The sequence below is a fragment of the Nitrospiraceae bacterium genome (assembly GCA_019637075.1).
In the GTDB taxonomy this organism is placed as follows: Bacteria; Nitrospirota; Nitrospiria; order Nitrospirales; family Nitrospiraceae; genus JAHBWI01.
This window is the reverse complement of record JAHBWI010000005.1, coordinates 282,546-304,997: the sequence shown is the minus strand read 5'-3', so window position 1 is coordinate 304,997 and position 22,452 is coordinate 282,546. Positions and strand designations below refer to the sequence as shown.

Sequence of the window (22,452 nt, the reverse complement as noted above, 5' to 3'; positions counted from 1 at the left end):
CCACACATCAGTTGAGGGGCATGCGTGTGTCGCGTACGCAGGGCCTGATGACAGGGGGCCCCACCGAGTGCTTCGAGGTGGAGGCCCGCCGGTGCGGATATCGGCGGATCGCAGGCCTGGACGAGGCCGGGCGTGGCCCCCTGGCCGGCCCGGTCGTGGCCGCCGCGGTCATCCTTCCCCGTGGCTGTGTCCTGCCGGGATTGGACGATTCCAAACAACTCGACGAAGCGGATCGAAATCGGCTCTATGATGTGATTCTCCGGCGCGCGGTGGCCAGCGCCGTGGGAAGTGCAAGCGAAGAGGAAATCGACCGCCTGAACATCCTCGAAGCCACCCGCTTGGCCATGCAGCGTGCGGTGGCCTTGCTCACACCGCCGCCGGATTTCCTCCTCCTCGATGCCCTGACACTCCCTACCATCGCATTGCCGCAAAAGTCAGTCATCAAGGGGGATGGTCTGTCGCGCTCGATTGCAGCCGCGTCCATCTTGGCCAAGGTGACTCGTGACCGCCTGATGGATGAGTATCACCGGACGTTTCCCTCGTACAATTTTTCGGTTCACAAGGGGTATGGGACTCCGGAACATCTCCGTTTCCTGCGTACGTACGGACCATGTCCCATCCACCGGCGAAGCTTCGCGCCGGTGCGGGATGCAATGGCGACTGCTGTCTCTCGCACCGAGGCCATGAACGTCCGGACGGTGTGACTTTCCGACCATGCGCGACTCACGCCGCAAGCTAGGAGACGAGGGCGAGCGGCAGGCGGAAGACTATCTCCGGCGCAAGGGATTCAAGATCCTCGGGCGAAACATTCGCTTCCCGCTGGGAGAGTTGGACCTTGTTGCGGAAGATCGAGGCGTGTTGGTGTTCGTCGAGGTCAAGCGCCGCCGTTCCGAGGTGTTCGGAGGGGCGTCCGAGGCGGTGACGCTCCGCAAGCAGGCGAAGGTGGTTCAACTCGCTGCGCTCTATTTGGCGCGGCATCGGATCCACGGGCAGCCCTGCCGGTTCGATGTGGTATTGTTCCAGGATCACCCTGACGGGTCTGTCGATCTGCAACATATTGCGAATGCGTTCGACGTGCAGGGGGATGATCTGCGATGGTAGGGAGGCGGGGCGTTCCCCATCCCGGGGTGTGTCGACCATCGAATGCCACCCTGACGAACCGACGGTCCTAATCTGACGGGTCTGTCTTCATGATCCAACTCTTTCACGTCTCAAAGACTTTTGATCGGAGGCCGGCCCTCTCCGACATCAATTTGGAAATTGAGAAGGGTGAATTCATCCTGCTCATGGGACCGAGTGGAGCGGGGAAGTCGACGCTGCTGAAGTTGCTGATCGCGGCCGAACAACCGGATGAAGGTCAAATTTTCGTCGAGGGGCGCAACGTGTCGAAGCTGCGGCCGTCGGAAATTCCCGCGCTTCGCCGGCGTGTGGGTATCGTCTTTCAGGACTTCCGGCTGTTGCCGAAGAAAACGATCTTCGACAATGTGTCATTGCCCTTGCTGGTCCAGGGCGCGTCGACAACCGATATCCGGCGGAAGGTGACCGAAGCGCTGCGTGCCGTCGGACTGGATCGGAGGAAGGATCTGTATCCGCAGGGACTGTCGACCGGGGAGCAACAGCGGGTCTGTATCGCCCGTGCGATCGTCAACGGACCGATCGTCCTGCTCGCCGACGAACCGACCGGCAATCTCGATCCCGAACTGACCAGCGAGATCATCGAACTCTTCAAACTTATCAATGCGCGCGGGACGACGGTGATGGTGGCGACGCATGATCCGAAGGTGCTCGAGCAGGTCAATCGGCGTGTCATTGTCTTGGAGCAGGGGAAGGTGATGTCGCGCGAGAAGGTGGTTGTGTGAGGCGGGTCTTCTACCTGCTCCGAGAAGCAGCGGCCAACGTCCTGATCAATCGCACCACCACGATGGTGGCCGTGGCGACGACGGCCTTTACCTTTGCTTGCGTGGGCGTGTTTCTGCTGCTGTACGTGAACCTGCGCAGCATGGCCCTTTCCCTCGAACAGGACATTCAGGTCATTGTGTATCTGCAGGATGAGTTGACGAGCCAGACTATTGGCGATGTGGAGCGACAGCTCAGATCGGACCGCAGCATCGCCTCGTTGACTTATGTGTCCAAGGAGCAGGCGCTGGCCGATTTTCAGAAACAGTTCCCGGCCGATTCCCATCTGTTGCAGGGGCTCGGCCAGAATCCCTTGCCGGCGTCCTTTGTGGTGACCTTGACCGCCGAGGCTCGGTCGTCCGATGCGGTTCGACGATGGGCAGACCGAGCCAAACTCATACCAGGGGTCGGACAGGTTCAATACAACCAGGAGTGGGTCGACGCCTTGGCGAGCATCGTCCGCTACATTGAAGCTGCCGCCATTATCGTCGGCGTGATTCTCTCCGCCGCCTCGGTCACCATCATTGCCAATACGATTCGTTTGGCCCTGTACTCCAGACGGGAGGAGATCGAAATCCTGAGCTTGATCGGCGCCACCAAAGCGTTCATCAGGGTGCCGTATTTGCTCGAAGGGGCTGCGTTGGGCTTCTTGGGTAGCGCCCTCTCCCTGGTCATCCTGAAAACCGGTTTTGAATTGTTCCGCCATGAGATCAGGTCCACCAGCCGCTTCCTCGGAGTGGATTCGCTCTTGACGTTCTTTCCATTGGAGATGTGCGCCGTGCTGGTAATGGTCGGGTTGTTTCTTGGCTTTGCCGGCAGCTTTTTATCCCTCGTCCGGTTTGGAGAAGGGCGGGCATGAACCATCGGACGGCATGGTGTGCGATGGTGCCGTTTGTCACGGCGTTGGGTATGCTATCCGGCTTGGCGCAGGCCGAGAAGAAAGACACGTACACTGACAAGATCGAACAGGAAAAGAAGACGCTGGAGAAGCTGCGTGGGACGATCGAAGAGAAACGCAAGAAGTCCGATGAGGCGGAAAAAAAGCGGGAATCCGTGTTGCAGGGATTGCAGTCGCTCGATGAGCGTTTAGTGCGCCATCGGCAAGAGCATCAGGATATTCTCAAACAGTTGCGAAAAAAGGATCACGAGATCGAACAAATGAGCGTGCAGCTGTCCCGGTTGGCCGAACGCATCGATGAGCGGCAAGACGCGATTGCCGCTCGGTTGCGCGTGCAGTACGTCGAAGGCCGCTTCGGGCACCTCAAGACCCTCCTGGCCGCCGGATCCTATGCAGATTTTCAACGGCGATTCCAATATCTCTCGGCCGTATCCCAGCGTGAGTACCAGGTCGTGGAGACCTATCGGAAGGATGCCGATCGGATGGCCGAGGTTGAGCATGAACGGGAGGAGGCCCGCAGGGGCATCTTGGCCTATAAGACCAACACTGAGCAAAAGTTGGCACAAATCCACGGCTTAAAAAAGGAAAAGAAGGTCTACCTGGCAAAAATCACGCAGCAGAAAGAATCCTACGACCGTGCGGTCGAGGAACTCGAAAAGTCTGCCGCTCGGGTGGATAGCTTGTTGAAAGAGCTCGAAACTCGCCGCCGCGCGGCTGCCGCGCGGCCGCCGTCGGCCACGGGTGGGCTACGGGCCCTCAAGGGGACGCTGCTCTGGCCGACCGACGGCCAGGTGGTGTCGTATTTCGGGCGGCAGAAGCACCCGACCTTCAACACGTATATCCAGCGAAAAGGTATTGAGATTCGGGCCGCAGAAGGGAGTAATATACGGGCTGTGTCCGGCGGGCAGGTCGCGTATGCGGACTGGTTGAAAGGCTACGGACTGGTTATAATCGTAGATCACGCCAACGGGGTCTTCTCGTTGTATGCCCATGCCTCGAAGATCTTGACCACAGTCGGGGCTCGCATCGATGCGGGAGACACGATCGGGGAAACCGGGGATACCGGTATGACGGGGGAAAGTACCCTCTATTTTGAACTTCGTGAGGGTGCTGAGCCGGTTGATCCGCTCATGTGGCTTACTAATAAGCGGTAGATGTGGGACCGAGGGAAGGAAGGAACTGACGATATGGAACAGCAGCGCAGCCGGCGGTGGTTGTACCTCTTGCTGATGGTCATGTTGTCCTTGGGCATCGGCCTCTTCGTCGAGAAGGGGTTGGAGCGGACCGGCCATGCGTCCGAAACCTATGAGGAACTCCGGACGTTTACCGAGGTCCTGCAACAAGTGCAAAAGCACTATGTGGACGAGACCAAGAGCAAGGATCTGGTGCAGGGGGCTATTCGCGGGATGCTGTCGACCTTGGATCCCCACTCCGCTTATATGACCCCCGAGATGTATAAGGAAATGCAGGTCGAGACGAAGGGTGAGTTCGGCGGCGTCGGTATTCAGATCGGCGTGAAAGAGAACCGCCTGGCGGTGATCGCCCCGATCGAAGGCACGCCGGCCTTCCGCGCCGGCATCAAGGCCGGCGACTACATCACCAAGGTCAACGACGAGCCGACGAAGGACCTGACCCTCATGGATGCCGTGCAGAAGATGCGCGGACCTCGCGGGACCAAGGTCAACCTCACGATTCAGCGCGACGGCACCCCGGATCCGCTCATGTTCTCGTTGGTGCGCGATACCATCAAGATTGAGAGCGTGAAATTCAAGGTGATCGATAACACGATCGGCTATGTCCGGTTGACTCAGTTCCAAGAGGCGACGGGTAAGGATCTCACACGGGCGCTGAAACACTTCAAGGAGCAGAAGGTACAGGGCACCATTCTGGACCTGCGGAACAACCCCGGAGGTCTCCTGACCGCCGCAGTGGATGTATCCGAGCAGTTCGTCGGGAACGGGAAACTGATCGTCTATACGAAGGGGCGAGAAGGCAAGAAGGACGAGTGGTTCTCTAAGACGAAGGAGACCCTTGAAGACTCTCCCATGATCGTGCTGGTGAATGAGGGATCAGCCAGCGCATCGGAGATCGTAGCCGGTGCCTTGCAAGATTGGGGACGCGCGGTGATTGTCGGGTCGACGTCGTTTGGCAAGGGTTCCGTCCAGACGATCCTTCCGCTCGGTGACGGATCCGGCCTTCGATTGACGACGGCCAAATACTACACACCCAAAGGACGTTCCATTCAGTCCACCGGCATCACGCCGGATATCGTCGTCAAGGCGCAGCAGCAGGTTGCCGCAAAAGAGAAGGACGGCAAAGAGGCCGATCCGAAGTCGGCAAAGGCGCCGTCGCCCGCCAAAGAACCGGCCACGCCGTCCAAACCGGCTGATGACACGCACAAGAACGGAACCGGTGCACCGGCTCAGAGCGCCGATGCGGCTGGCGATGTGCCCCTCGAAGACGACGTCCAATTGCAGAAGGCGGTTGAACTGTTGAAGACCTGGAAGATCTTCAAGGAGCTTCGGCCGGTTTCGTAGTCGAGGCGGAAGCTTGTCGTTCTCCGATTGCGTCGAGTAACGACTCTTCCGTTCCGGTAAATCCCGGCAGCGTCCGAAGCAGGTGAGATTTGACCAGGGCTTGCAGGTCGTCCAGGGTGCGGATGCCCAGCCGCATGTAGAGGTAGCTCACCAGGGCATTGGAGAGGCCCGGCAGCGTTGCCCAGTCTTCCACTTCCTTGGGCAAGGGCGTTTTGAGTTCTTCGTACGCCCGCAGCGTGCCGGTCGCAAGGAACTCTCGGATCTTATCGGCAAGGTCGCGGCCGATTCCCGGAATGTCTTCCAGCTGATCTTGCCTGGCCATCTCCGCGACGTCACCTTCCAAGGCCATCAATGAGTCCGCCGCCCGGCGGTAGGCGCGAACCCGATAGGGATTGGCCCGCCTGGCCGCCAGCAGGTCCGCCATGGCGCGAAAGAGTTGGGCGAGTTGATGGATCTGTTCGCTCTGGGCCATCGTCGTTCCTCGGACGCCATTCTGATCGCAATTCCCCCGCACTGGCAAGTCGGTTCACGCTTGGTTGACAATCGGATTTCTCGTTGCATAGGATGAACCACGGAAATTTCAGGCATGAAAATCCAGGTCAACGGGGAATCGCGAGGTATCAGCGACGGACAGACCGTCGCGGCGCTCCTTCGCGAGTTGGATATCCGGACGGACCGGGTCGCGGTCGAGTTGAATCTGGAAATTCTCGATCGGAAGGATTTTGACACCCGTGGCCTCCGCGATGGAGACCGCGTGGAAATTTTAAGCTTCATCGGTGGCGGAGCGGGGTAATCGACTATGGATACGACCAACGATCGTTTGGTGATTGCCGGACGGGAATTCAAGTCCCGTCTGTGGGTGGGCACCGGAAAGTATAAGAACTTCGTCGAGACGCAGAAGGCAATCGAAGTGTCCGGCGCCGAGGTTGTGACGGTTGCCGTGCGTCGTGTGAATATCACGGATCGGTCAAAGGAGAATCTGCTCGACTACCTCGATCCGAAGAAGTACATCATCCTGCCGAACACGGCGGGCTGTTATACGGTGGAGGACGCGGTACGCTACGCGCGATTGGCTCGGGCGGCCGGCGTCTCAGACTTGGTGAAATTGGAAGTCATCGGCGATGAGAAGACGCTTTTCCCGGATACGGCCGGCCTGATCGAAGCCGCAAAAATTCTGGTGAAGGAAGGCTTCGTTGTTTTGCCCTATACGAACGATGACCCGATTGTGGCCCAGCGGTTGGTCGACATCGGCTGCCCGGCTGTGATGCCTTTGGCTGCGCCCATCGGATCCGGCCTCGGGATTCGCAACCCTTACAATCTGAAAATTATCATGGAGACCGTGAAGGTGCCGGTCATCGTGGATGCCGGAGTCGGGACGGCTTCGGATGCCGCGCTGGCGATGGAGTATGGTGCCGATGCGGTGTTGATGAACACCGCGATTGCCGGAGCAAAGGATCCGATCGCCATGGCCGAAGCCATGAAATATGCCGTGTGGGCCGGTCGGCTTGCCTACAAGGCCGGACGTATTCCGAGAAAGCTCTATGCGACGGCGAGCAGCCCTATCGAGGGCATGCTCTAGGCAGTGTAGTGGTCAGTGATCAGTTCCAAGTCGTGAGGTGAGTACTGAACCTGGGTCGCTGTTCATACGCAGGAGAAGGTTAGGACTCACCGCTTAGGCTCAGATTTTTCCCCGGATGGCTCGAATTGACTTTCGTCTCTATTTGGTGACGGATCGTCACCAAACTGCGGGGCGTCCTCTCCTATCCGTTCTTGATCTCGCGATGCGCGCCGGTGTGCGTGCCATTCAATTGCGGGAACGTGACCTCGGAACCAGAGATCTGCTGGCGCTGGCCGAGCCCTTGCGACGGGCGGTCATGGCGCAAGGCGCGAAGTTGCTGATCAACGACCGTGCCGATCTGGCTATGGTCCTGCCGACGGCGGGTGTGCACCTTCGCGAAACGAGTCTTCCTGCTGCAGTCGTCAGAAAATTGTTGGCGCCTGAACAGTTGGTTGCGGTATCGGTGCACAGCGTCGATGGCGTGCGTGCCGCGGAAGATCAGGGAGCGGATTTTGTCGTGCTCGGTCCCATCTATGAGACGCCTTCGAAGCGGGAGTTCGGCGCTCCGCTGGGATTGCGTGTTCTGGAGGAAGCCGCATCGCGGGTGCGCATTCCGATTTTCGGAATCGGCGGTGTCACGGCGGCTCGTGCGCGGGACATGCGGAGGGCCGGCGCTCACGGAGTGGCCGTGATCTCCGCGTTGCTCGCTGCGGGCAACGTCGGTGCTGCTGCGCGTGAACTGCTCGATGCGGTGAAGTGAGGGATGCAGAGTGAGTTGTACGTTGCTATGTCGTGCAGGTGGATTATCGGTTCACGCATTGCGCCGGTCCTGTTGACCACCCCATAGGCGGGTGATAGAATCCGAAAAAGACTTGGACTGCAATGGTTGGCAAGGCTTTCGAACGATCCGACGAGTAGGACGATGGCCGAATCCAAAGGGAGTCCAGGCCGACTCCGGTCCTTACGTGATTCCGTCAAGCGCATCACCAAGAAACTCTCTGACGGAGATGGGGACGTGATTCACAAAAACGACGATCACGCGCGCGAGGCCGAAAAACTCCGCGTCCAAATCCAGTCGATGGAGGAGGAGATTCGTCGACTCTATCAGTCGCGCTACCAGCTCGAACAGGCGACCAAGCAGAACGAAAAACTGGTCGCCACTCTCCAAGAAGCCAAATCCCAAATCGAAGCACTCCGCGCCGAAGTCGAAAAGCTGACGGCGCCGCCCTCAACATACGGCATCTTCACCAGTTTGAATGACGATGGCACCGGAAACGTCTACGTGTCCGGCCGCAAGATGAAGGTGAGCCTGCATCCTTCCGTGAAGGGGAAGGACTTGCGTAAAGGCCAGGAGGTCATTCTCAACGAAGCATTGAACGTCATCGAAGCCCGCGGCTTTGACGTACAGGGCGAAGTTGTCCGCTTGAAGGCCGGTCTCGAAGGCAATCGGGCCCTGGTGACGTTACACTTCGACGAAGAGAAGGTGGCTGAGCTCGGGGAGCCGCTCGTGGCCGAGCGTCTGAGCGTGGGCGACCACTTGCTCTATGACCCACGATCAGGTTGCGTGATCGAGAAGCTGCCGAAGTCGGAAGCGGAGGAGTTGGTGCTCGAAGAGGTACCCGATGTCGACTATGAACACATCGGCGGCCTCCAGCGTGAGATCGAGCAGGTCCGCGATGCGGTCGAGCTGCCGTTCCTCTATCCGCATATTTTCCAGGACTATAAACTCAGTGCGCCGAAAGGCGTGCTTCTCTATGGCCCGCCGGGGTGCGGCAAGACGCTGATTGCGAAGGCGGTGGCCAATTCCATCGCGAAGAAGCTCGGTCATCTCAAGGGGAAACAGCTCCGGAGCTACTTCCTTCACGTGAAGGGACCGGAGCTTCTCAGTAAGTATGTCGGCGAGTCGGAGCGCCAGGTCCGGGAGGTCTTCCAGAAGGCCAAGGAGCGGGCTGATCACGGCCATCCGGTGATCGTCTTCTTCGACGAAATGGACGCGCTGTTCCGCACGCGAGGCACGGGGATTTCCTCGGACATCGAATCCACGATCGTGCCGCAGTTCCTCTCGGAAATCGACGGGGTGGAGCGGCTGAACAATGTCATTGTGATCGGGGCCAGCAACCGGCAAGATCTCATCGACCCGGCAGTGTTGCGCGCGGGACGATTGGATGTGAAGGTCAAAGTGGGTCGCCCCGACGTGACCGCGGCTCGAGATATTTTCTCCAAGTACGTGACCACCGATCTGCCCTTCGCAGAAGGCGATTTGAAACAGCACGGTGGGGACGCCCGGGCATTGGTCGATGCGCTCATCAAGATGACGGTCGAGGCGATGTACGCCACGTCCGAGGAGAACAAGTTCATTGAAGTGACATACGCGAATGGCGAGAAAGAAGTGCTCTACTTCAAGGATTTTGCGAGCGGCGCTTTGATCGAAGGCATCGTTTCCCGTGCCAAGAAGTATGCGGTCAAGCGAGCCATCGCACAGGAAGGGGCCGGCTTGCGGTCCGAGGATCTTGTGCGTGCAATCCGAGAAGAATTCAAGGAGCATGAAGATCTGCCCAACACCACCAATCCGGACGATTGGGCCAAGGTGGCGGGTAAGAAGGGCGAAAAGATCGTCCACCTCCGGACGATCAGCGGCGGGCCGGCGGAGTCTCGACAAATCGAGACCGTCACTACTGGGCACTACCTCTAAGGCGCCGGACATTTCATGAAAGAATCTGACGCTCGCACCCATCCCCGTGTCATCGGCACGGAGACTGAATTTGGTATCGCCAGTCGGGATCCGAACGCCACGGATCCGGTGGCGAACTCCATCCACGTCATCGGCTATTACCCTCACTTGCCCTCGCCTCACGCGGTGTGGGACTACGAGAACGAGAATCCGTTGCTGGATGCTCGTGGCTTCGAGGTGGAAGGGGAACGCGAGCGGCCCGGTCCCGACTACAACCGTCAGCTGAACAAGGTGTTGGCCAACGGCGGCCGTCTCTACGTGGACGGCGCACATCCGGAGTATTCGACGCCCGAATGTACGACGGCGCGGGAAATCGTGGCCTTCGAGCGGATCGGTGAGCGGATCATGGCGCAGGCGCTCGAGGGGGTCGTGAAGGCCCGCGGCCGTGAGCAGTTCGTGCTGTACAAGAACAATTCGGACGGCAAAGGCAACAGTTACGGCTATCACGAAGACTATATGGTGTCGCGGGCGGTGCCTTTCGATCGCATCATCCAAACCATGACGCCGTTTCTGGTGACGCGCTTGATCTATGCGGGTGCGGGCAAGGTCGGCGCCGAGAATCAGACGAGCCAGACGGAATACCAGATCTCGCAGCGCGCGGATTTTTTTGAGACGCTGGTGGATCTCAATACAATGGTGAAGCGGCCTATCATCAACACGCGAGATGAACCGCATTCGGATCCGGGGAAGTATCGCCGTTTCCACGTGATCGTGGGCGACGCGAACATGGCCGAGCTGTCGACGTATCTCAAAGTCGGCACCTTGTCCATCGTTCTCGAATTGCTCGAGGCCGGTGCTGAGGTGCCGCGCATTGACCTCGCGGATCCCGTACGCGCCATCAAAGAGGTGTCGCGAGATCTGCAGGTCCGTGAAACGCTCAAGCGGACCGATGGGACGCCCATCACGGCCATCGAAGTGCAGCGGGCGTTTTTAAAAGCTGCGCAGCGGTATTACGCCTGTCGCGACATCGATCAGGTCACAAAGGATATCCTTGTGCGCTGGGAAGATGTCCTTGATCGGCTCGAACGCGATCCGCACCTGCTGGTGCGCGAACTCGACTGGGTGGCCAAACGGCATCTCATCGAGTCGTATATGGATCGCAAGGGCTGCGGGTGGGACGATCCGAGAATCCGGCTCATGGACCTGCAATATCACGATGTCCGCCCAGAAAAGGGGCTCTACTACACGCTCGAACGGAGCCACATGATCGAGCGCGTCGTGTTGGAAGACGAAATTGCCCGGGCGGAGTTCAATCCGCCGACCGGAACCAGGGCCTATTTCCGCGGACAATGTGTGAAGCGCTATCCCACTTCGGTGTACGGAGTGAGTTGGACCTCCGTGATGTTCGATGTGGGGCAGAACAAGATCAAACGTGTGCCATTAATGGATCCGCTGCGCGGCAACGAAGCCTTGACCGGGGAGTTGTTGGCCCAGTCAGAGACCGCAGCGGTCCTCTTGGCGAAACTTTCCACCTGACGGCGATGACGGAATGAAAACAGGGCCTTTTTTGCCACCATCCGAGGGATCCAGTTTTTTCGATTTCCTCACCCAGCATCATCCAGAATTGACTCCCGGGCATAAAGATTTGAATCAACGGGTGCCGATGGCCCAGGAATCCGGCCGCTCGGGCTCGATGCCCGTGCCGCACGGGACGACGGTCCTGGCCGTCAAATACCGCGATGGCGTCATCATCGCCGGAGACCGGCGCGCCACGGAAGGGTTTCAGATCGCGGACCGGCGCATCGAGAAAGTCTTCCGCATCGATGATTACTCCGCGATGGCCATCGCCGGCGCGGCAGGCCCTTGTATCGAAATGGCCAAACTGTTCCAGACCGAACTGGAGCACTACGAGAAGCTCGAGGGGGTGCAACTGTCCTGCGAGGGGAAGGCCAACAAACTCGGCCAGATGGTCAAGGCCAACCTGCCGATGGTCTTTCAGGGCTTGGTTGTGATGCCCCTCTATGTCGGTTACGATCTCAAACGCAAAGAAGGCCGCATTTTCAAATACGACATCACCGGCGGTCGCTACGAGGAATCCGATCACCATGCGATCGGCTCGGGCGGGAAGGATGCGCGCAATACGATGCGCGAGCACTATCGCCCGGCGTTGCCGGAGCAGGATGCCCTGCAGTTGGCGCTCCGAGCTCTCTACAATGCCGCGGACGAGGATGTGGGAACCGGGGGACCCGACCTGCTTCGTGGAATCTATCCGACCGCAAAGATTGTGAGCGAATCGGGCATTACCGATGTCACTGAAGACCGCATCCGTGGAATCTATGAAGCCATGATGGTCGACCGAAGGAGAAGTTAGCCGATGGCGTTACCGTATTACGTCTCTCCCGAACAGATGATGCAGGACAAGGCGGAGTATGCCAAAAAGGGCATCGCCAAGGGTCGCTCCATCATCGCGCTGGAGTATGTGGACGGTGTGCTGCTGGCGGCCGACAACCCCAGCGCGTCGCTCCACAAGGTCTCGGAAGTGTACGACAGCATCGCCTTTGCAGGCGCCGGCAAGTACAGCGAGTTCGAACATTTGCGCAAGGCGGGGATCCGGCATGCCGATTTGACCGGCTACATGTACAGCCGTGAAGACGTCAGTGCCCGCTCCCTCTCCAATGCCTACTCCCAGAGCCTCGGCACGGCCTTCGGTCAGGATGTGAAGCCGCTTGAGGTGGAAATTCTGGTGGTCCAGGTCGGTCACAACGGCCAGGCCAACGAAATCTACCGAATCTCGTTCGACGGGAGCATTGTCGACGAGAAGAAGTTCGCGGTGATCGGCGGCCGCGCCGAAAACGTGCAGACCTATCTCCGGGAGCACAGCAATGCCCAGCCGCCGACGCTTAAGACCGGGCTGGTTCTGTGCCTTGCCGCTCTCGAGCAGGTCGCGACCCAAAAGATTCCAGCCGAAAACCTCGAGGTGGCGGTCCTGGATCGGACTAGGTCCGGCCGCAAGTTTCGGCGGCTCGCGATCTCGGATATCCGTCAGCTCCTCTCCTAGGTTTCTCGCCCTTCGCACCGTTCCCGCACTGACCGTCAACCTTCTCGCATGGGACAGGGAGCCGCGGCAGCGTGGTCGGCCGGTCCGCCCGCGCACCCGGGATTTCCGTCTGGGCGTGGGGTTGTGTGCCGGTGCCTAAAGTATCCGATATATTGAAGCTGAAGCCCCCGCAGTGTATTCTGAAAGTCCTGGGCAGTGAGGTGCCCGCACCAGATGAAACAACGCATCTTCGGCCTTGAGAATGAATACGGCCTGATCTTTTCCCCGAACGGGCGGATTTATCTGCCGATGGAAAAGGTGCTGGGCTACATTTTCGAAGGGCTCATTCCCAACAGTTGGCCGTCCAACGCCTTCCTCGTGAACGGCGCACGATTTTATCAGGACACCGGCTGCCATCCCGAGTATTCGACCCCCGAGTGCGACAACATCCTGGATCTCGTCGTGCACGACAAAGCCGGAGAACGGCTGTTGGAAGCTTGCTTGCCGGCTGCGGAGGAACGACTCCGGGAGGAAGGCCTGTCGGGAGAAATTTACATTTTCAAGAACAACACCGACTCGCTGGGTAACACCTATGGGTGCCACGAGAACTACTTAATGCGTCGGGACGTGGATTTTTGGAAGGTCACAGAGCAACTGATCCCGTTCTTCGTGACGCGGCAGATCTTCTCCGGCGCGGGGAAGGTGCTCAAGGTCTCCGGTAAGCCGCAGTATTTCATCTCGCAACGGGCCCAGCACATTCACGAGAAAACCTCGTCGTCGACGACGTCATCCCGAAGCATCATCAATACCAGAGACGAGCCGCATGCCGATGCCGAGAAGTACCGCCGGCTCCACATCATCGTGGGCGACTCGAACATGTCGGAGTATGCGACCTATTTGAAGGTCGGGACCGCGGCCCTGGTGTTGTCGATGGTCGAGGCCGGTTACACGGTGACGGGGATGGAACTCGAAGATCCCGTCAAGGCCATCCGTGAGATCTCACGCGACCCTACGCTGAACAAGAAGGTCAAATTGGACGACGGCCGGCAGATGACGGCCATTGAGATTCAGCGTGCGTACATCGAACGGGCCAAGGACTTCTTGGACACCCAAGAGCATGAAGCAGTGTTGGACGATGTGTTGCAGAAATGGGTTTCGGTGATCGACCGACTGGAAGAAGATCCGATGTTGCTGGTGCGGGAAGTCGACTGGGTCATGAAGAAGCATCTTGTTCAGTCGTACGTGGACAAGAAGGGCTGCGGGTGGGACGACCCTCGGGTCTTTCTGCTGGATTTACAATTTCATGACGTGAAACGAACCAGGGGGTTGTATTATCTCTTGGAGAACAAGGGCATGGCTGAGCGGATCGTGGACGAAGAAGCGGTCCAGCGGGCCATGTCGGTTCCCCCGCAGACCACACGGGCGAAAGTGCGCGGTGACTTTATCAGGTTTGCGCGGGCGAAAAACCGATCCTACACCGTGGATTGGACATACTTGAAGCTGAACGGCTACTGGGAAGAGACGATTCTGTGCATGGATCCCTTCAGTGCCGTGAACCGCCGCGTCGAAGAATTGGTCTCGCAAGTCTCCGGGCTACGATTTTATCGATGACGATCATGAACGACACGCTCCCCCCTCTCAGCATGTCTCGGCTGGATCGCTTCATCATCATGGCCGTGGTGTTGCTCGTCAGCGTGTTTCCGGTCGAACTGTTTCCGAATACCCCGCCGCCGCCGCAGGGAGTGGATGGGCAATACAGCGGCAAGCAAGGGCAGGTGCTCTTGGTCAAGGTGCCGGGGCTCAAGGACGCGGCGAAAGTGCAGGGGAGGTTTCTGGGGCGGACCGTCAGCTTTTTCCAGGACCCGGCCGGCGGTGAGAGCGGCGGGTATTTGGGCCTGCTCGGCATCGACCTACAAGACGTGCCCGGCACCCATGAACTGATCGTGGACGCGCAATTGGGCGAACAGATTCGGCACTTCAGCTACCATGTGCTCGTGGGGAAGGAAAAGTTTGCGGTCGAGCATCTCAAACTGCCGAAGGAGAAAGTCGATCTGGACGAGAAGGCGACGGCGCGGTGGAAGGCCGAGCAAGAACAGGTACGCAGGGTGCTGGCAGAGGAATCAGGCATGCGCCTGTGGCAGACAGGTTTCGTGGAACCGGTGCACGGCAAGCGCACCGGTATTTTCGGCAGCGTCAGGATCATGAACGGCCAGGCCAGGAATCCTCACAACGGCGAGGACATCGGCGCGCCGATGGGTACCGACGTCATTGCCAGCAATGATGGGGTGGTGCGGCTCGTCGTCGACCATATTTTTTCCGGACGGGGAATCTACCTGGACCACGGGCTGGGCCTCTATTCGATGTATTTTCACCTCGCGGATGTGCTCGTAAAAGAAGGCGACTTGATCAAGACCGGCCAGGTGATCGGGAAGGTCGGCGCCACGGGCCGTGCGACAGGACCGCATCTGCACTGGGGCATGAAGGTGGGCGGTGCCCGCGTCAATCCCTACGCGATGCTGGATCTGCCGTTCCCGACCCACCCCGCGTTTCCCCATCCGATGCTGGCCGTTCCGGGCCAGCCGTCAAGAACTCCGGATGCCTCCTCCGCCGTCGGCGGGGACAATCGCTGACGCGCGTATTCATCCGCATTTCGCCCTGACGCTACCCGTTCGCGGTTTCCCTGCGGCCCGGGATCGTAAGATGCAGGCAGGTTCCTCCTCCCTCGTGCCCTTCCACCTCCAACGTGCCGGACAGCGACAACACCCGCTCCCGGATGCCCATGAGTCCGAACGAATCGCGCCCGCGTGCCTGTGCGGTGGTAATGCCCCGTCCGTCGTCCTGTACGGTCAGGTGTAAGGTGTTCTGCCGCTCGTTGAGCCGAATGTCTACATGGGAAGCGCCCGCATGCCGCACGACATTGGTCAGGGCCTCCTGCACGACGCGAAAGACGGAGCTGGCTTCCTGCGGGGCGAGTGTGGCGGTGATGGCACCGGAATGGAATCGGCAGGTAATCCCGGTTCGCTGCTCAAAATCATGCGCAAGCCAAGCCAATGATTCCACGAGGGTGAGGTGATCAAGCACTGGCGGCCGTAACTGCCTTACCAAGCTGCGGATGGTGGAAATCGTGTCGTTGACCATACCGGTCATCGCCTGTGTGCGCGGAGCCATTTCTTCATATGCCAGCCCGACGGGATTCGACGCTTGTTCCAACCGGGCGATGGCGATCTTCAACCCGACGAGCCGCTGTCCGAGTTCGTCGTGCAGGTCTCTGGCAATGCGGGCACGCTCATCCTCCCGGACCTGCTGTACGTGAGCGCTGAGCGCGCGCAACTCCGCGGTCGTGCGCCGCAAAACGCATTCCTCGCGCTTGCGCTCCATGGCATAACGCATGGTGTGCGCGAGCGTGTACGGGTCGATCCTCTCCTTGGTCACGTAGTCCTGGGCCCCTTTGCGGAGCGCGTCAAGCGCGATGGCTTCATCTTCCATGCCCGTCACCACGACGATCGGCGTGTCTTGAAATTTGTGCGCCAGTGATGTGAGCCCATCGAGCCCACGACTATCCGGCAACGATAAGTCCAGGAGCACGACCTGGTAGGGGTGTTCCGCAAGCGCCGCCGCCCCGACCTCGAGCCGATCGACCCAGTCCAGATCCCAGACGAATCCCGGGCGAGCCGTCAGGGCATGTCGAACCAACGCGGCATCATCCTCATTGTCCTCGATCAGCAAGACACGGTAATGGGCGAGGGGTTTTGCCATGGAGGCGTTCTCGTGTACTGATCGGCCGTGTGGGGCTTTCTTGGTCATGCCGGGACCTACCTTGTGATAGGGGGAATCCGGGAGACCAGGGTCCAGTAGAGTTCGAACTCCTTGATCACGGTGATAAAGCGTTTCAGGGTAACCGGCTTCCGGACATAGGAGCAGGCGCCTTCTGAAAATGAGCGCACGATGTCCTCCTCGCGCTCACTGACCGTCAACATGACGACCGGCAGGGCCTTGAGGTGTGGGTCGGCCTTGAGTTCCGTCAAGACTTCGAATCCGTTTTTCTTGGGCATGTTGATGTCGAGGAGGACGATGCCTGGAAGGGGCACCTGCTTAAAGGGCCCTTCTCCACGCAGATACGCCAGGGCTTCCTCGCCGTCCCTGGCGATGCTGACGTTGTTGACAAGTTTGCCTTCCGCGAAAGCCTCCCGGATCAACACCACATCATCCTCGTTGTCTTCCACAATCAAAATATCGATGGGTCGTACGGTCATTGTTTCTTCCTTCCATGCGGAGCCGAGTGGCTCAGGTGAGTGTGCGCGACGATGTCCTCGGCATCTCGGCGGGAGGCTCAAGAGCCTCCCGCACCGCGCGCATCAGCGAGTCGGGCGTATAGGGCTTCTCGAGAAAAGTGACCCGGCTTCCGAAAGTCGTCTCAACCTCGGGGTTCCGGTTTCCATCACCCGATGTAATGATCACCTTCACGTCCGGCCGTGAGGCGGTGATTTCCGTCGCCAAGGCTGTACCGACCGTGCCGGGCATGGTGACATCCGTCACCAGCAGCGCGATGTTTGTATCCGGCCGGCGGGAGATGGAGAGGGCTTCTTCCGCGTTGCGGGCTGAAATGACCGAATATCGCTGGTCGGCGAGCACGGACTGGGCGAGCGTCCGGACCATATCGTCGTCCTCGATGAGCAGGATCGTCCCCCCGGTGCTCGCACGCTCGGGTTCCGGTTTCGGACGCGGCAAGGCTGCCGGCTCTTTGACCACTCTTGGCAGGTAAATCGTGAAGGTGGTGCCGATCCCCGGTTCGCTCTGCACGCCGATCGTGCCGCCTCCCTGCTTGACGATCCCATAGACCGTCGAGAGGCCGAGCCCGGTGCCTTTGCCCAGATCCTTCGTCGTGTAGAACGGCTCGAAGATGTGCGACATCGTCTCCGCATCCATCCCGCAGCCGTTGTCCCGAACCGACAGCGTCACGTAGGCGCCTGGCTGTAGCGGATCGTGCCAGGATGGATCGGGTCCGGAAATCTCGACCTCCTTTGTCTGAAGATCGAGCCGTCCGCCCTTCGGCATGGCATCGCGGGCGTTCACCACCAGGTTCATGACGACCTGTTCGATCTGGCCTGGGTCGGCCTCGATCATGCCCAGCGTTGGGTCCAGCGTCACGACCAGGTCGATGTCTTCGCCGATCACGCGCCGCATCAGTTCGACGATATCCGTCACACGGTCATTGAGATTCAGGACCTGCGTCATGGTGACTTGATGGCGGGTAAAGGCCAGGAGTTGGCGCGTCAGGCCCGCCGCTTTTGTTCCGGCGTCGCGAATCTGCAGGAGACCGCGTCGCGCGCGAGGGTCTGCGTTGGGATCGGCAAGCAACAACTCGCTCCAACTGTTGATGACCGTGAGCAAATTATTGAAGTCATGCGCGATGCCACCCGCCATTCGGCCGAGAGCGTCCATTTTTTGGGCCTGACGCAATTGCCGCTCCAGGTCTTTCTGTTCCAGAAACTGGCTGACTTTATCGCCGAGGTCGGAGACCACGTGCAGGGTGTTGTCGGTCGGGTGGAGGACGTCTTGCGTCAGGAATTCCATGATGCCGAGAATATCATTGCCCTTATGGATAGGGAAGGCGATCCCCCCGCGTAGGCCGATCCGCTTCGCTTCGTTTGCTGCTGGAAAGGTGGGGTCGCTTAAAATATCCGCCGTCAGCAGGGCATTCCCTGATTTCAACACCTGTCCTGCCAAGCCCATCCCCGGCGTCAGAGAGAGCGACCGATACAGGACCGCAAACTCCTCCGCCTGAAACTCCGCCTGATGCCAAAGGGCGTTGCAGCGCAAGACCTTCGTCTTCGTGTTGACCACCCAAAACGCACCGAGTGCCCACCCTTTGAGTTCGCAGACCGCACGAATGATCTTGGGGACCGCTTCGCTCAAGGACACGGCCTCCTCGAGCGCGAACGAGATTGCTACTTGAGTGGCAGTCAACGTGGCGGCCTGATGGCGCTCCGTAATATCCGTCATCGCGCCGATCATGCGGCGGGGCGTGCCGTCGGGCTTCCGGACGACGTAGGCGCGATCGATCACGTACGCATAGGTCCCGTCCGCCCGGCGGAACCGATATTCGCCGCTCCAGATATGTTGGCCTGAACGCAGGATCTTCGTCATGTCCGCCACGATGCCGGGCCGGTCGTCCGGATGCAGTCGCTCCGACCAGACGGACCACCCGTTGTGCTGCGTCCGCTGGTCGTAGCCGAATTCGGTTTCGTATGCCTCGTTCCTCTGGGATGTATCCGTTTCGATGTCCCAGTCCCAGATCACGTCCCGCGTGGCCAGGCAGACCAATTGAAACTGCTCCTCGCTTTTGCGAAGGGCCTGTTCGACCTGGTGTCTTCCCAGCGCGTATCTGATCGAGCGTCGCAGTGAGTCGCCGTTGAAGCGGCCCTTGACCAGGTAGTCCTGTGCGCCATGACGCAGGGCTTCCTCGGCGACGACTTCATCGTCCAGACCGGTGAGGACGACGACGGGCGCCTCGGCTACTTGGGCCCTGACTTTGTCCAGGGTGGCGAGACCGCGACTATCGGGGAGCGACAGGTCGAGCAGGATGGCGTCGGCGGCCTTGTGTTGCAGCCGGAGAAAGGCGGCGTCGAGCCGGTCGACCCAATCCAACGTGAAAAAGTAGGGCGAGTGTTCGGATAGGGCTTCTTGGATCAGTCGCGCGTCGTCCTCGTTATCCTCTATCAGCAGCACATGCATACGTCACCAAGAAAGGGCTTGTGTAGGGGAGTCGCCGCCGTTTGAACTGAAATGGTCGTTCGGGGCGGTGACCGATAAAAATGACCGACACGGTCGCTTGGCGTCGTCATCGGATTGTTGAGAGCTGGATTGGTTGATCGGGAGAGCCAGGGATCGGCCGTCATCCTGCAGCCTCCGCCTGTCGCAGCGTCTCGCTCTCCGGGTTCGATTGGGCGAAGGTCATGATGAAATTCGATCCGCCACCCTGACGGTCTTCCACCCAAGCCCGCCCACCGTGCCGTTCCGCAACCTGACGAACGATCGCGAGGCCCGCCCCCGTACCCTCCACCTCTCGGCCGACAATGCGGGCAAACAACTGGAAGATTCTTTCCCGATGCTCTGAGGGTATACCGGGACCGCGATCGCTGACGACCAAGCCTCGCATCTTTTCTTCGGCATTTCCTTCGCTTTCATAGGCGGCGATTTCGATGTCGGGAGACTCGCCGGGGCGGGAAAACTTCAAGGCATTCGCGATCAGGTTATAGAGCCCTTGCGTGGCCCAAGTCGGATTGACCCGGAGTCGGGGCAACGGCGATCGGATCACGATTCGAGCCCGGGTCTCCTTGATTCGGGGTTCGAGCTGGCGAAGGACCTCCTTGACGAGGGCTTCGGCCTCCACGTCTTGCGCGGGTACGTCCATGCGTTGGGCTCGCGAGAGGTTGAGGATGTCGGTGAGCAGCTGATCCAGCCGTTGCGTCGCCCGGATGGTGCGCCGAAGAAAATCGCGTCCCTTGTCGTCGAGTCGGTCGGCGTATCGTTCCTCCAGCAGCAGAGAGAAGCTCTCAATGGCTCGCAGCGGCTCTTTCAAGTCGTGGGAGGTGACGAACAGCAGGGTTTCCAGGTCCTTGTTCTTGCGAAGAATCGTCAGTTCGGCCTGTCGTTGTTCGGTGATATCGCGGCTGGTTTCGAGGATCAGGCTGCGGTCGTCGGTGTGCCGCAAGCTCAGACGGCTCTCCACGATCACCTCACGTCCGTCCTTGGTCCGTTGTCGGATCTCGCCGGTCCATTCGCCGGTGCGTTCCATGGTGGCGACTATCTCGTCCAACGGCTGAGGAAAGATGGATCGCAGCAGCACAGGGCTGGGGCAGCCGACGGCTTCCGCCTTGCTGTAGCCGTAAAGGAGTTCGCAGCCGCGGTTCCATTCCACGATGCCCTGATGCAGATCCCAGGCGAAGATGGGATCGTGGGACAGCTCGATCAGCCGACGGAGCTGCGTCAGTTCCCGCTCGGTTCGTTTCCGCTCGGTAATATCACGTGCGATCGTGGAGATGCCAAGCAGCCGGCCATCCGCATCTTTGATGGGAGAGATGGCCAAGGACACCTCAAGGCCCTCTCCGTCTCGGCGCTGGCGCTGGGTTTCGAGTTGGCTGATCTGCGCCCCCATCTTCACCTGCTCAATGACGGTCGTGATGTGGTCGCGGTGTTGGGCAGGAACTATCACTGAAGCGGACCGGCCGAGCACCTCCTCCGTGCGGTATCCGAACATGCGCTCCGCCGCTTGGTTCCAGGTTAGGATATGGTCGTCCAGAGTGGTGCTGATGATGGCGTCGGATGAGGATTCCACGATGGCGGCCAGCCTAGCCTGGTTGGCTTCGCCGCGTTTCCGATCGTCGATGTCGGTGCTGCTGCCGAGCCATTTCGCGACGGAGCCTGTTCCATCGTGCAGGGGGACTGCCTTCGTGTGAAACCAGCGGTAGCAGCCATCGGCGCCCCTCAGACGACATTCCCCCTCAAAGGGCTTCCCTCTGGCCACTGCGGCGGCCCAACTCTCCGAGACAGTCCGGCGGTCGTCCGGGTGCACCGCGTCGGTTAGACCTGATCCCAACAGGCCGGTGGCGGCCAAGCCGGTATAGCGAATCCACTGCGGGCTCAAGTAGTCGCAGAGCCCGTCGGATTGAGCAGTCCAAATGAGTTGCGGCAGCGATTCGACGAGTTCGCGGAAGCGGGCCTCGCTGACTCGTAGAATCTCCGCCATGGCCCGTCCTTGCCGCAACTCAGTCTCCAGCCGATCATTGACGGTTACGAGTTCGGCCGCTCGCTCGGCGACGGTCGCCTCGAGTGCCTCGTGGCTGCGCCGTAGCACAGTTTCGGCTGCCCTGCGCGCGGTGTTGTCGATGAGGATCGACCGGCTGGCGATGAAGCGGCCTTCGGAATTTTTGATGGCTGTGCCGCTGAGGAGGACGGGAAGGATCGTTCCGTTCTTGCGAACGAGCTCGAGTTCCACATCCTGGATCAACCCGTCCTCGATAAAGCGAGGGAACCGCTGTTGAATGATGCGGGCAGAGGCGGGAGTGACCAAATCGAGGAAACAGATTTTGCCGACTAGTTCTTCCCGACTATAGCCGAGCCAGTCGAGCTCTGTTTGGTTGATCGATATGATCTTAGTCTGGGCATCGAGGGAGTGGTACCCGCAGGGAGCGTGGTCGTATAGGTCTTGAATGTCGGCCGCGGCTTTTTGAAGGGCGGATTCCTGCGCTTGGAGCGCCCTGTGTTCGACTTGCAGCGCAGCATGGGCGATCAATTCCTGCGTGAGCTTCTGATGGCGGGTGATCAGGAAGGCGAGCAAGGGAAGGAGTAAGGAAAACAGCGCGCGATTGATGATCGGGACCCAAAGCGGAACGCCCCCGATTTGAGGAGAAATGACGAAGCCCAATGCGGTCAGGAAGGCACAGGTTCCCGCAACCACGTAGGTGTTGCTATCGGCTCCCCGCCGGGACGCGAGTGCCAGTGGAACAAGATACAGGACCCAGATGGGGATCCCGAGCGGTGTGAACCCGTCCAACAGAAAGATAGCGGCGATCAGGGCGATGATCGCCGCATATCCGAGTCGGATCGATGGAGTGAAGGCCCACCGGTCGCCTACGGTCGATGGATGGTCCATCATCCGTCCTCCTTGGCGGAGATGCCCACCCGGATGGCGTATCTTGCCGTCGGGCTCGGGTGCTTGAGGCACGAGATGAAAAGTTGCCGGCGCATCGCCAAGCGTGCCTATCGTACCAATTATGCGCGAGCATTATGTAGGGGATTTTGCGGCTGAGTTAGAGATATTAGTACTTAGTACAAATCCTAGGGCCTGTCAGA

The 22,452-nt window shown here is 59.6% G+C and carries 20 protein-coding genes; 15 read left to right on the top strand and 5 right to left on the bottom strand.

Annotation, left to right across the window (positions count from 1 at the left end):
* Positions 1–47: 47 nt before the first annotated feature.
* The 6 genes from KF814_15115 to KF814_15090 all read left to right on the top strand — a co-directional run bounded on the left by KF814_15115 (position 48) and on the right by KF814_15090 (position 5,331).
* Positions 48–704, top strand: a complete 657-nt coding sequence (locus KF814_15115; protein ID MBX3237478.1) for a ribonuclease HII — start codon at positions 48–50, stop codon at positions 702–704.
* Between the two features lie 10 nt (positions 705–714).
* The gene (locus KF814_15110) at positions 715–1,101 is read left to right on the top strand and encodes a YraN family protein (GenBank protein MBX3237477.1); all 387 of its coding nucleotides are present in this window, start codon (positions 715–717) and stop codon (positions 1,099–1,101) included.
* Positions 1,102–1,190: 89 nt separating this feature from the next.
* The gene (gene ftsE, locus KF814_15105) at positions 1,191–1,859 is read left to right on the top strand and encodes a cell division ATP-binding protein FtsE (GenBank protein ID MBX3237476.1); all 669 of its coding nucleotides are present in this window, start codon (positions 1,191–1,193) and stop codon (positions 1,857–1,859) included.
* Positions 1,856–2,755 carry an ABC transporter permease gene (locus KF814_15100; GenBank protein ID MBX3237475.1) on the top strand — a complete coding sequence of 300 codons (900 nt, stop codon included), beginning with the start codon at positions 1,856–1,858 and terminating at the stop codon, positions 2,753–2,755. The genes ftsE and KF814_15100 overlap by 4 nt, the downstream gene beginning before the upstream one ends.
* On the top strand, positions 2,752–3,948 hold the full coding sequence (locus KF814_15095) for a peptidoglycan DD-metalloendopeptidase family protein (protein MBX3237474.1): 1,197 nt from the start codon (positions 2,752–2,754) through the stop codon (positions 3,946–3,948). The genes KF814_15100 and KF814_15095 overlap by 4 nt, the downstream gene beginning before the upstream one ends.
* Before the next feature lie 33 nt (positions 3,949–3,981).
* Complete coding sequence (locus tag KF814_15090) at positions 3,982–5,331, top strand: S41 family peptidase (GenBank protein ID MBX3237473.1); 1,350 nt, start codon at positions 3,982–3,984, stop codon at positions 5,329–5,331.
* On the opposite strand, the gene KF814_15085 is transcribed toward KF814_15090, so the two are convergent.
* Positions 5,306–5,803 (bottom strand): histidinol-phosphatase, encoded by a 498-nt coding sequence (locus tag KF814_15085; protein ID MBX3237472.1) that lies wholly within the window; start codon positions 5,801–5,803, stop codon positions 5,306–5,308. The two genes, KF814_15090 and KF814_15085, sit on opposite strands and share 26 nt — an antisense overlap.
* Positions 5,804–5,917: 114 nt before the next feature.
* Here KF814_15085 and thiS point away from each other — a divergent pair, with 114 nt between their 5' ends.
* The 9 genes from thiS (at position 5,918) to KF814_15040 (ending at position 15,227) form a co-directional block, all read left to right on the top strand.
* Positions 5,918–6,124 (top strand): sulfur carrier protein ThiS, encoded by a 207-nt coding sequence (thiS, locus tag KF814_15080; GenBank protein ID MBX3237471.1) that lies wholly within the window; start codon positions 5,918–5,920, stop codon positions 6,122–6,124.
* 6 nt (positions 6,125–6,130) lie between these two features.
* Positions 6,131–6,910 carry a thiazole synthase gene (locus KF814_15075; GenBank protein ID MBX3237470.1) on the top strand — a complete coding sequence of 260 codons (780 nt, stop codon included), beginning with the start codon at positions 6,131–6,133 and terminating at the stop codon, positions 6,908–6,910.
* A gap of 115 nt (positions 6,911–7,025) precedes the next feature.
* Entirely contained in the window at positions 7,026–7,649 is a 624-nt protein-coding gene (thiE, locus tag KF814_15070) for a thiamine phosphate synthase (GenBank protein MBX3237469.1), read from the top strand.
* Positions 7,650–7,811: 162 nt separating this feature from the next.
* On the top strand, positions 7,812–9,581 hold the full coding sequence (gene arc / locus KF814_15065) for a proteasome ATPase (GenBank protein ID MBX3237468.1): 1,770 nt from the start codon (positions 7,812–7,814) through the stop codon (positions 9,579–9,581).
* A gap of 15 nt (positions 9,582–9,596) precedes the next feature.
* On the top strand, positions 9,597–11,096 hold the full coding sequence (locus tag KF814_15060; protein ID MBX3237467.1) for a proteasome accessory factor PafA2: 1,500 nt from the start codon (positions 9,597–9,599) through the stop codon (positions 11,094–11,096).
* A 13-nt stretch (positions 11,097–11,109) separates the two neighbouring features.
* Complete coding sequence (gene prcB / locus KF814_15055; GenBank protein MBX3237466.1) at positions 11,110–11,931, top strand: proteasome subunit beta; 822 nt, start codon at positions 11,110–11,112, stop codon at positions 11,929–11,931.
* Positions 11,932–11,934: 3 nt separating this feature from the next.
* The gene (prcA, locus tag KF814_15050; protein MBX3237465.1) at positions 11,935–12,618 is read left to right on the top strand and encodes a proteasome subunit alpha; all 684 of its coding nucleotides are present in this window, start codon (positions 11,935–11,937) and stop codon (positions 12,616–12,618) included.
* A gap of 213 nt (positions 12,619–12,831) precedes the next feature.
* Positions 12,832–14,208, top strand: coding sequence for a Pup--protein ligase (gene pafA / locus KF814_15045; GenBank protein ID MBX3237464.1), 1,377 nt, complete (start codon positions 12,832–12,834; stop codon positions 14,206–14,208).
* Between the two features lie 32 nt (positions 14,209–14,240).
* Positions 14,241–15,227: a M23 family metallopeptidase gene (locus KF814_15040; GenBank protein ID MBX3237463.1), complete on the top strand. Its 987-nt coding sequence runs from the start codon at positions 14,241–14,243 to the stop codon at positions 15,225–15,227.
* A 31-nt stretch (positions 15,228–15,258) separates the two neighbouring features.
* Here KF814_15040 and KF814_15035 read toward each other — a convergent pair whose 3' ends face one another.
* From KF814_15035 to KF814_15020, 4 genes are all read right to left on the bottom strand, one after another.
* On the bottom strand, positions 15,259–16,353 hold the full coding sequence (locus KF814_15035; GenBank protein MBX3237462.1) for a response regulator: 1,095 nt from the start codon (positions 16,351–16,353) through the stop codon (positions 15,259–15,261).
* Between the two features lie 56 nt (positions 16,354–16,409).
* Positions 16,410–16,850: a response regulator gene (locus tag KF814_15030; protein MBX3237461.1), complete on the bottom strand. Its 441-nt coding sequence runs from the start codon at positions 16,848–16,850 to the stop codon at positions 16,410–16,412.
* Between the two features lie 31 nt (positions 16,851–16,881).
* The gene (locus KF814_15025) at positions 16,882–19,332 is read right to left on the bottom strand and encodes a response regulator (protein ID MBX3237460.1); all 2,451 of its coding nucleotides are present in this window, start codon (positions 19,330–19,332) and stop codon (positions 16,882–16,884) included.
* A gap of 160 nt (positions 19,333–19,492) precedes the next feature.
* Positions 19,493–22,255, bottom strand: a complete 2,763-nt coding sequence (locus KF814_15020; GenBank protein MBX3237459.1) for a PAS domain S-box protein — start codon at positions 22,253–22,255, stop codon at positions 19,493–19,495.
* Positions 22,256–22,452: the final 197 nt, after the last annotated feature.

Coding starts and splice junctions, on each gene's coding strand:
- KF814_15075 (MBX3237470.1), top strand. CDS start 6,131: ATGGATACGACCAACGATCGTTTGGTGATTGCCGGACGGGAATTCAAG.
- KF814_15030 (MBX3237461.1), bottom strand. CDS start 16,850: ATGACCGTACGACCCATCGATATTTTGATTGTGGAAGACAACGAGGAT.
- thiS (MBX3237471.1), top strand. CDS start 5,918: ATGAAAATCCAGGTCAACGGGGAATCGCGAGGTATCAGCGACGGACAG.
- KF814_15110 (MBX3237477.1), top strand. CDS start 715: ATGCGCGACTCACGCCGCAAGCTAGGAGACGAGGGCGAGCGGCAGGCG.
- arc (MBX3237468.1), top strand. CDS start 7,812: ATGGCCGAATCCAAAGGGAGTCCAGGCCGACTCCGGTCCTTACGTGAT.
- KF814_15095 (MBX3237474.1), top strand. CDS start 2,752: ATGAACCATCGGACGGCATGGTGTGCGATGGTGCCGTTTGTCACGGCG.
- KF814_15060 (MBX3237467.1), top strand. CDS start 9,597: ATGAAAGAATCTGACGCTCGCACCCATCCCCGTGTCATCGGCACGGAG.
- pafA (MBX3237464.1), top strand. CDS start 12,832: ATGAAACAACGCATCTTCGGCCTTGAGAATGAATACGGCCTGATCTTT.
- KF814_15085 (MBX3237472.1), bottom strand. CDS start 5,803: ATGGCCCAGAGCGAACAGATCCATCAACTCGCCCAACTCTTTCGCGCC.
- ftsE (MBX3237476.1), top strand. CDS start 1,191: ATGATCCAACTCTTTCACGTCTCAAAGACTTTTGATCGGAGGCCGGCC.
- prcB (MBX3237466.1), top strand. CDS start 11,110: ATGAAAACAGGGCCTTTTTTGCCACCATCCGAGGGATCCAGTTTTTTC.
- KF814_15090 (MBX3237473.1), top strand. CDS start 3,982: ATGGAACAGCAGCGCAGCCGGCGGTGGTTGTACCTCTTGCTGATGGTC.
- KF814_15035 (MBX3237462.1), bottom strand. CDS start 16,353: ATGGCAAAACCCCTCGCCCATTACCGTGTCTTGCTGATCGAGGACAAT.
- KF814_15040 (MBX3237463.1), top strand. CDS start 14,241: ATGTCTCGGCTGGATCGCTTCATCATCATGGCCGTGGTGTTGCTCGTC.
- KF814_15020 (MBX3237459.1), bottom strand. CDS start 22,255: ATGATGGACCATCCATCGACCGTAGGCGACCGGTGGGCCTTCACTCCA.
- prcA (MBX3237465.1), top strand. CDS start 11,935: ATGGCGTTACCGTATTACGTCTCTCCCGAACAGATGATGCAGGACAAG.
- KF814_15115 (MBX3237478.1), top strand. CDS start 48: ATGACAGGGGGCCCCACCGAGTGCTTCGAGGTGGAGGCCCGCCGGTGC.
- thiE (MBX3237469.1), top strand. CDS start 7,026: ATGGCTCGAATTGACTTTCGTCTCTATTTGGTGACGGATCGTCACCAA.
- KF814_15025 (MBX3237460.1), bottom strand. CDS start 19,332: ATGCATGTGCTGCTGATAGAGGATAACGAGGACGACGCGCGACTGATC.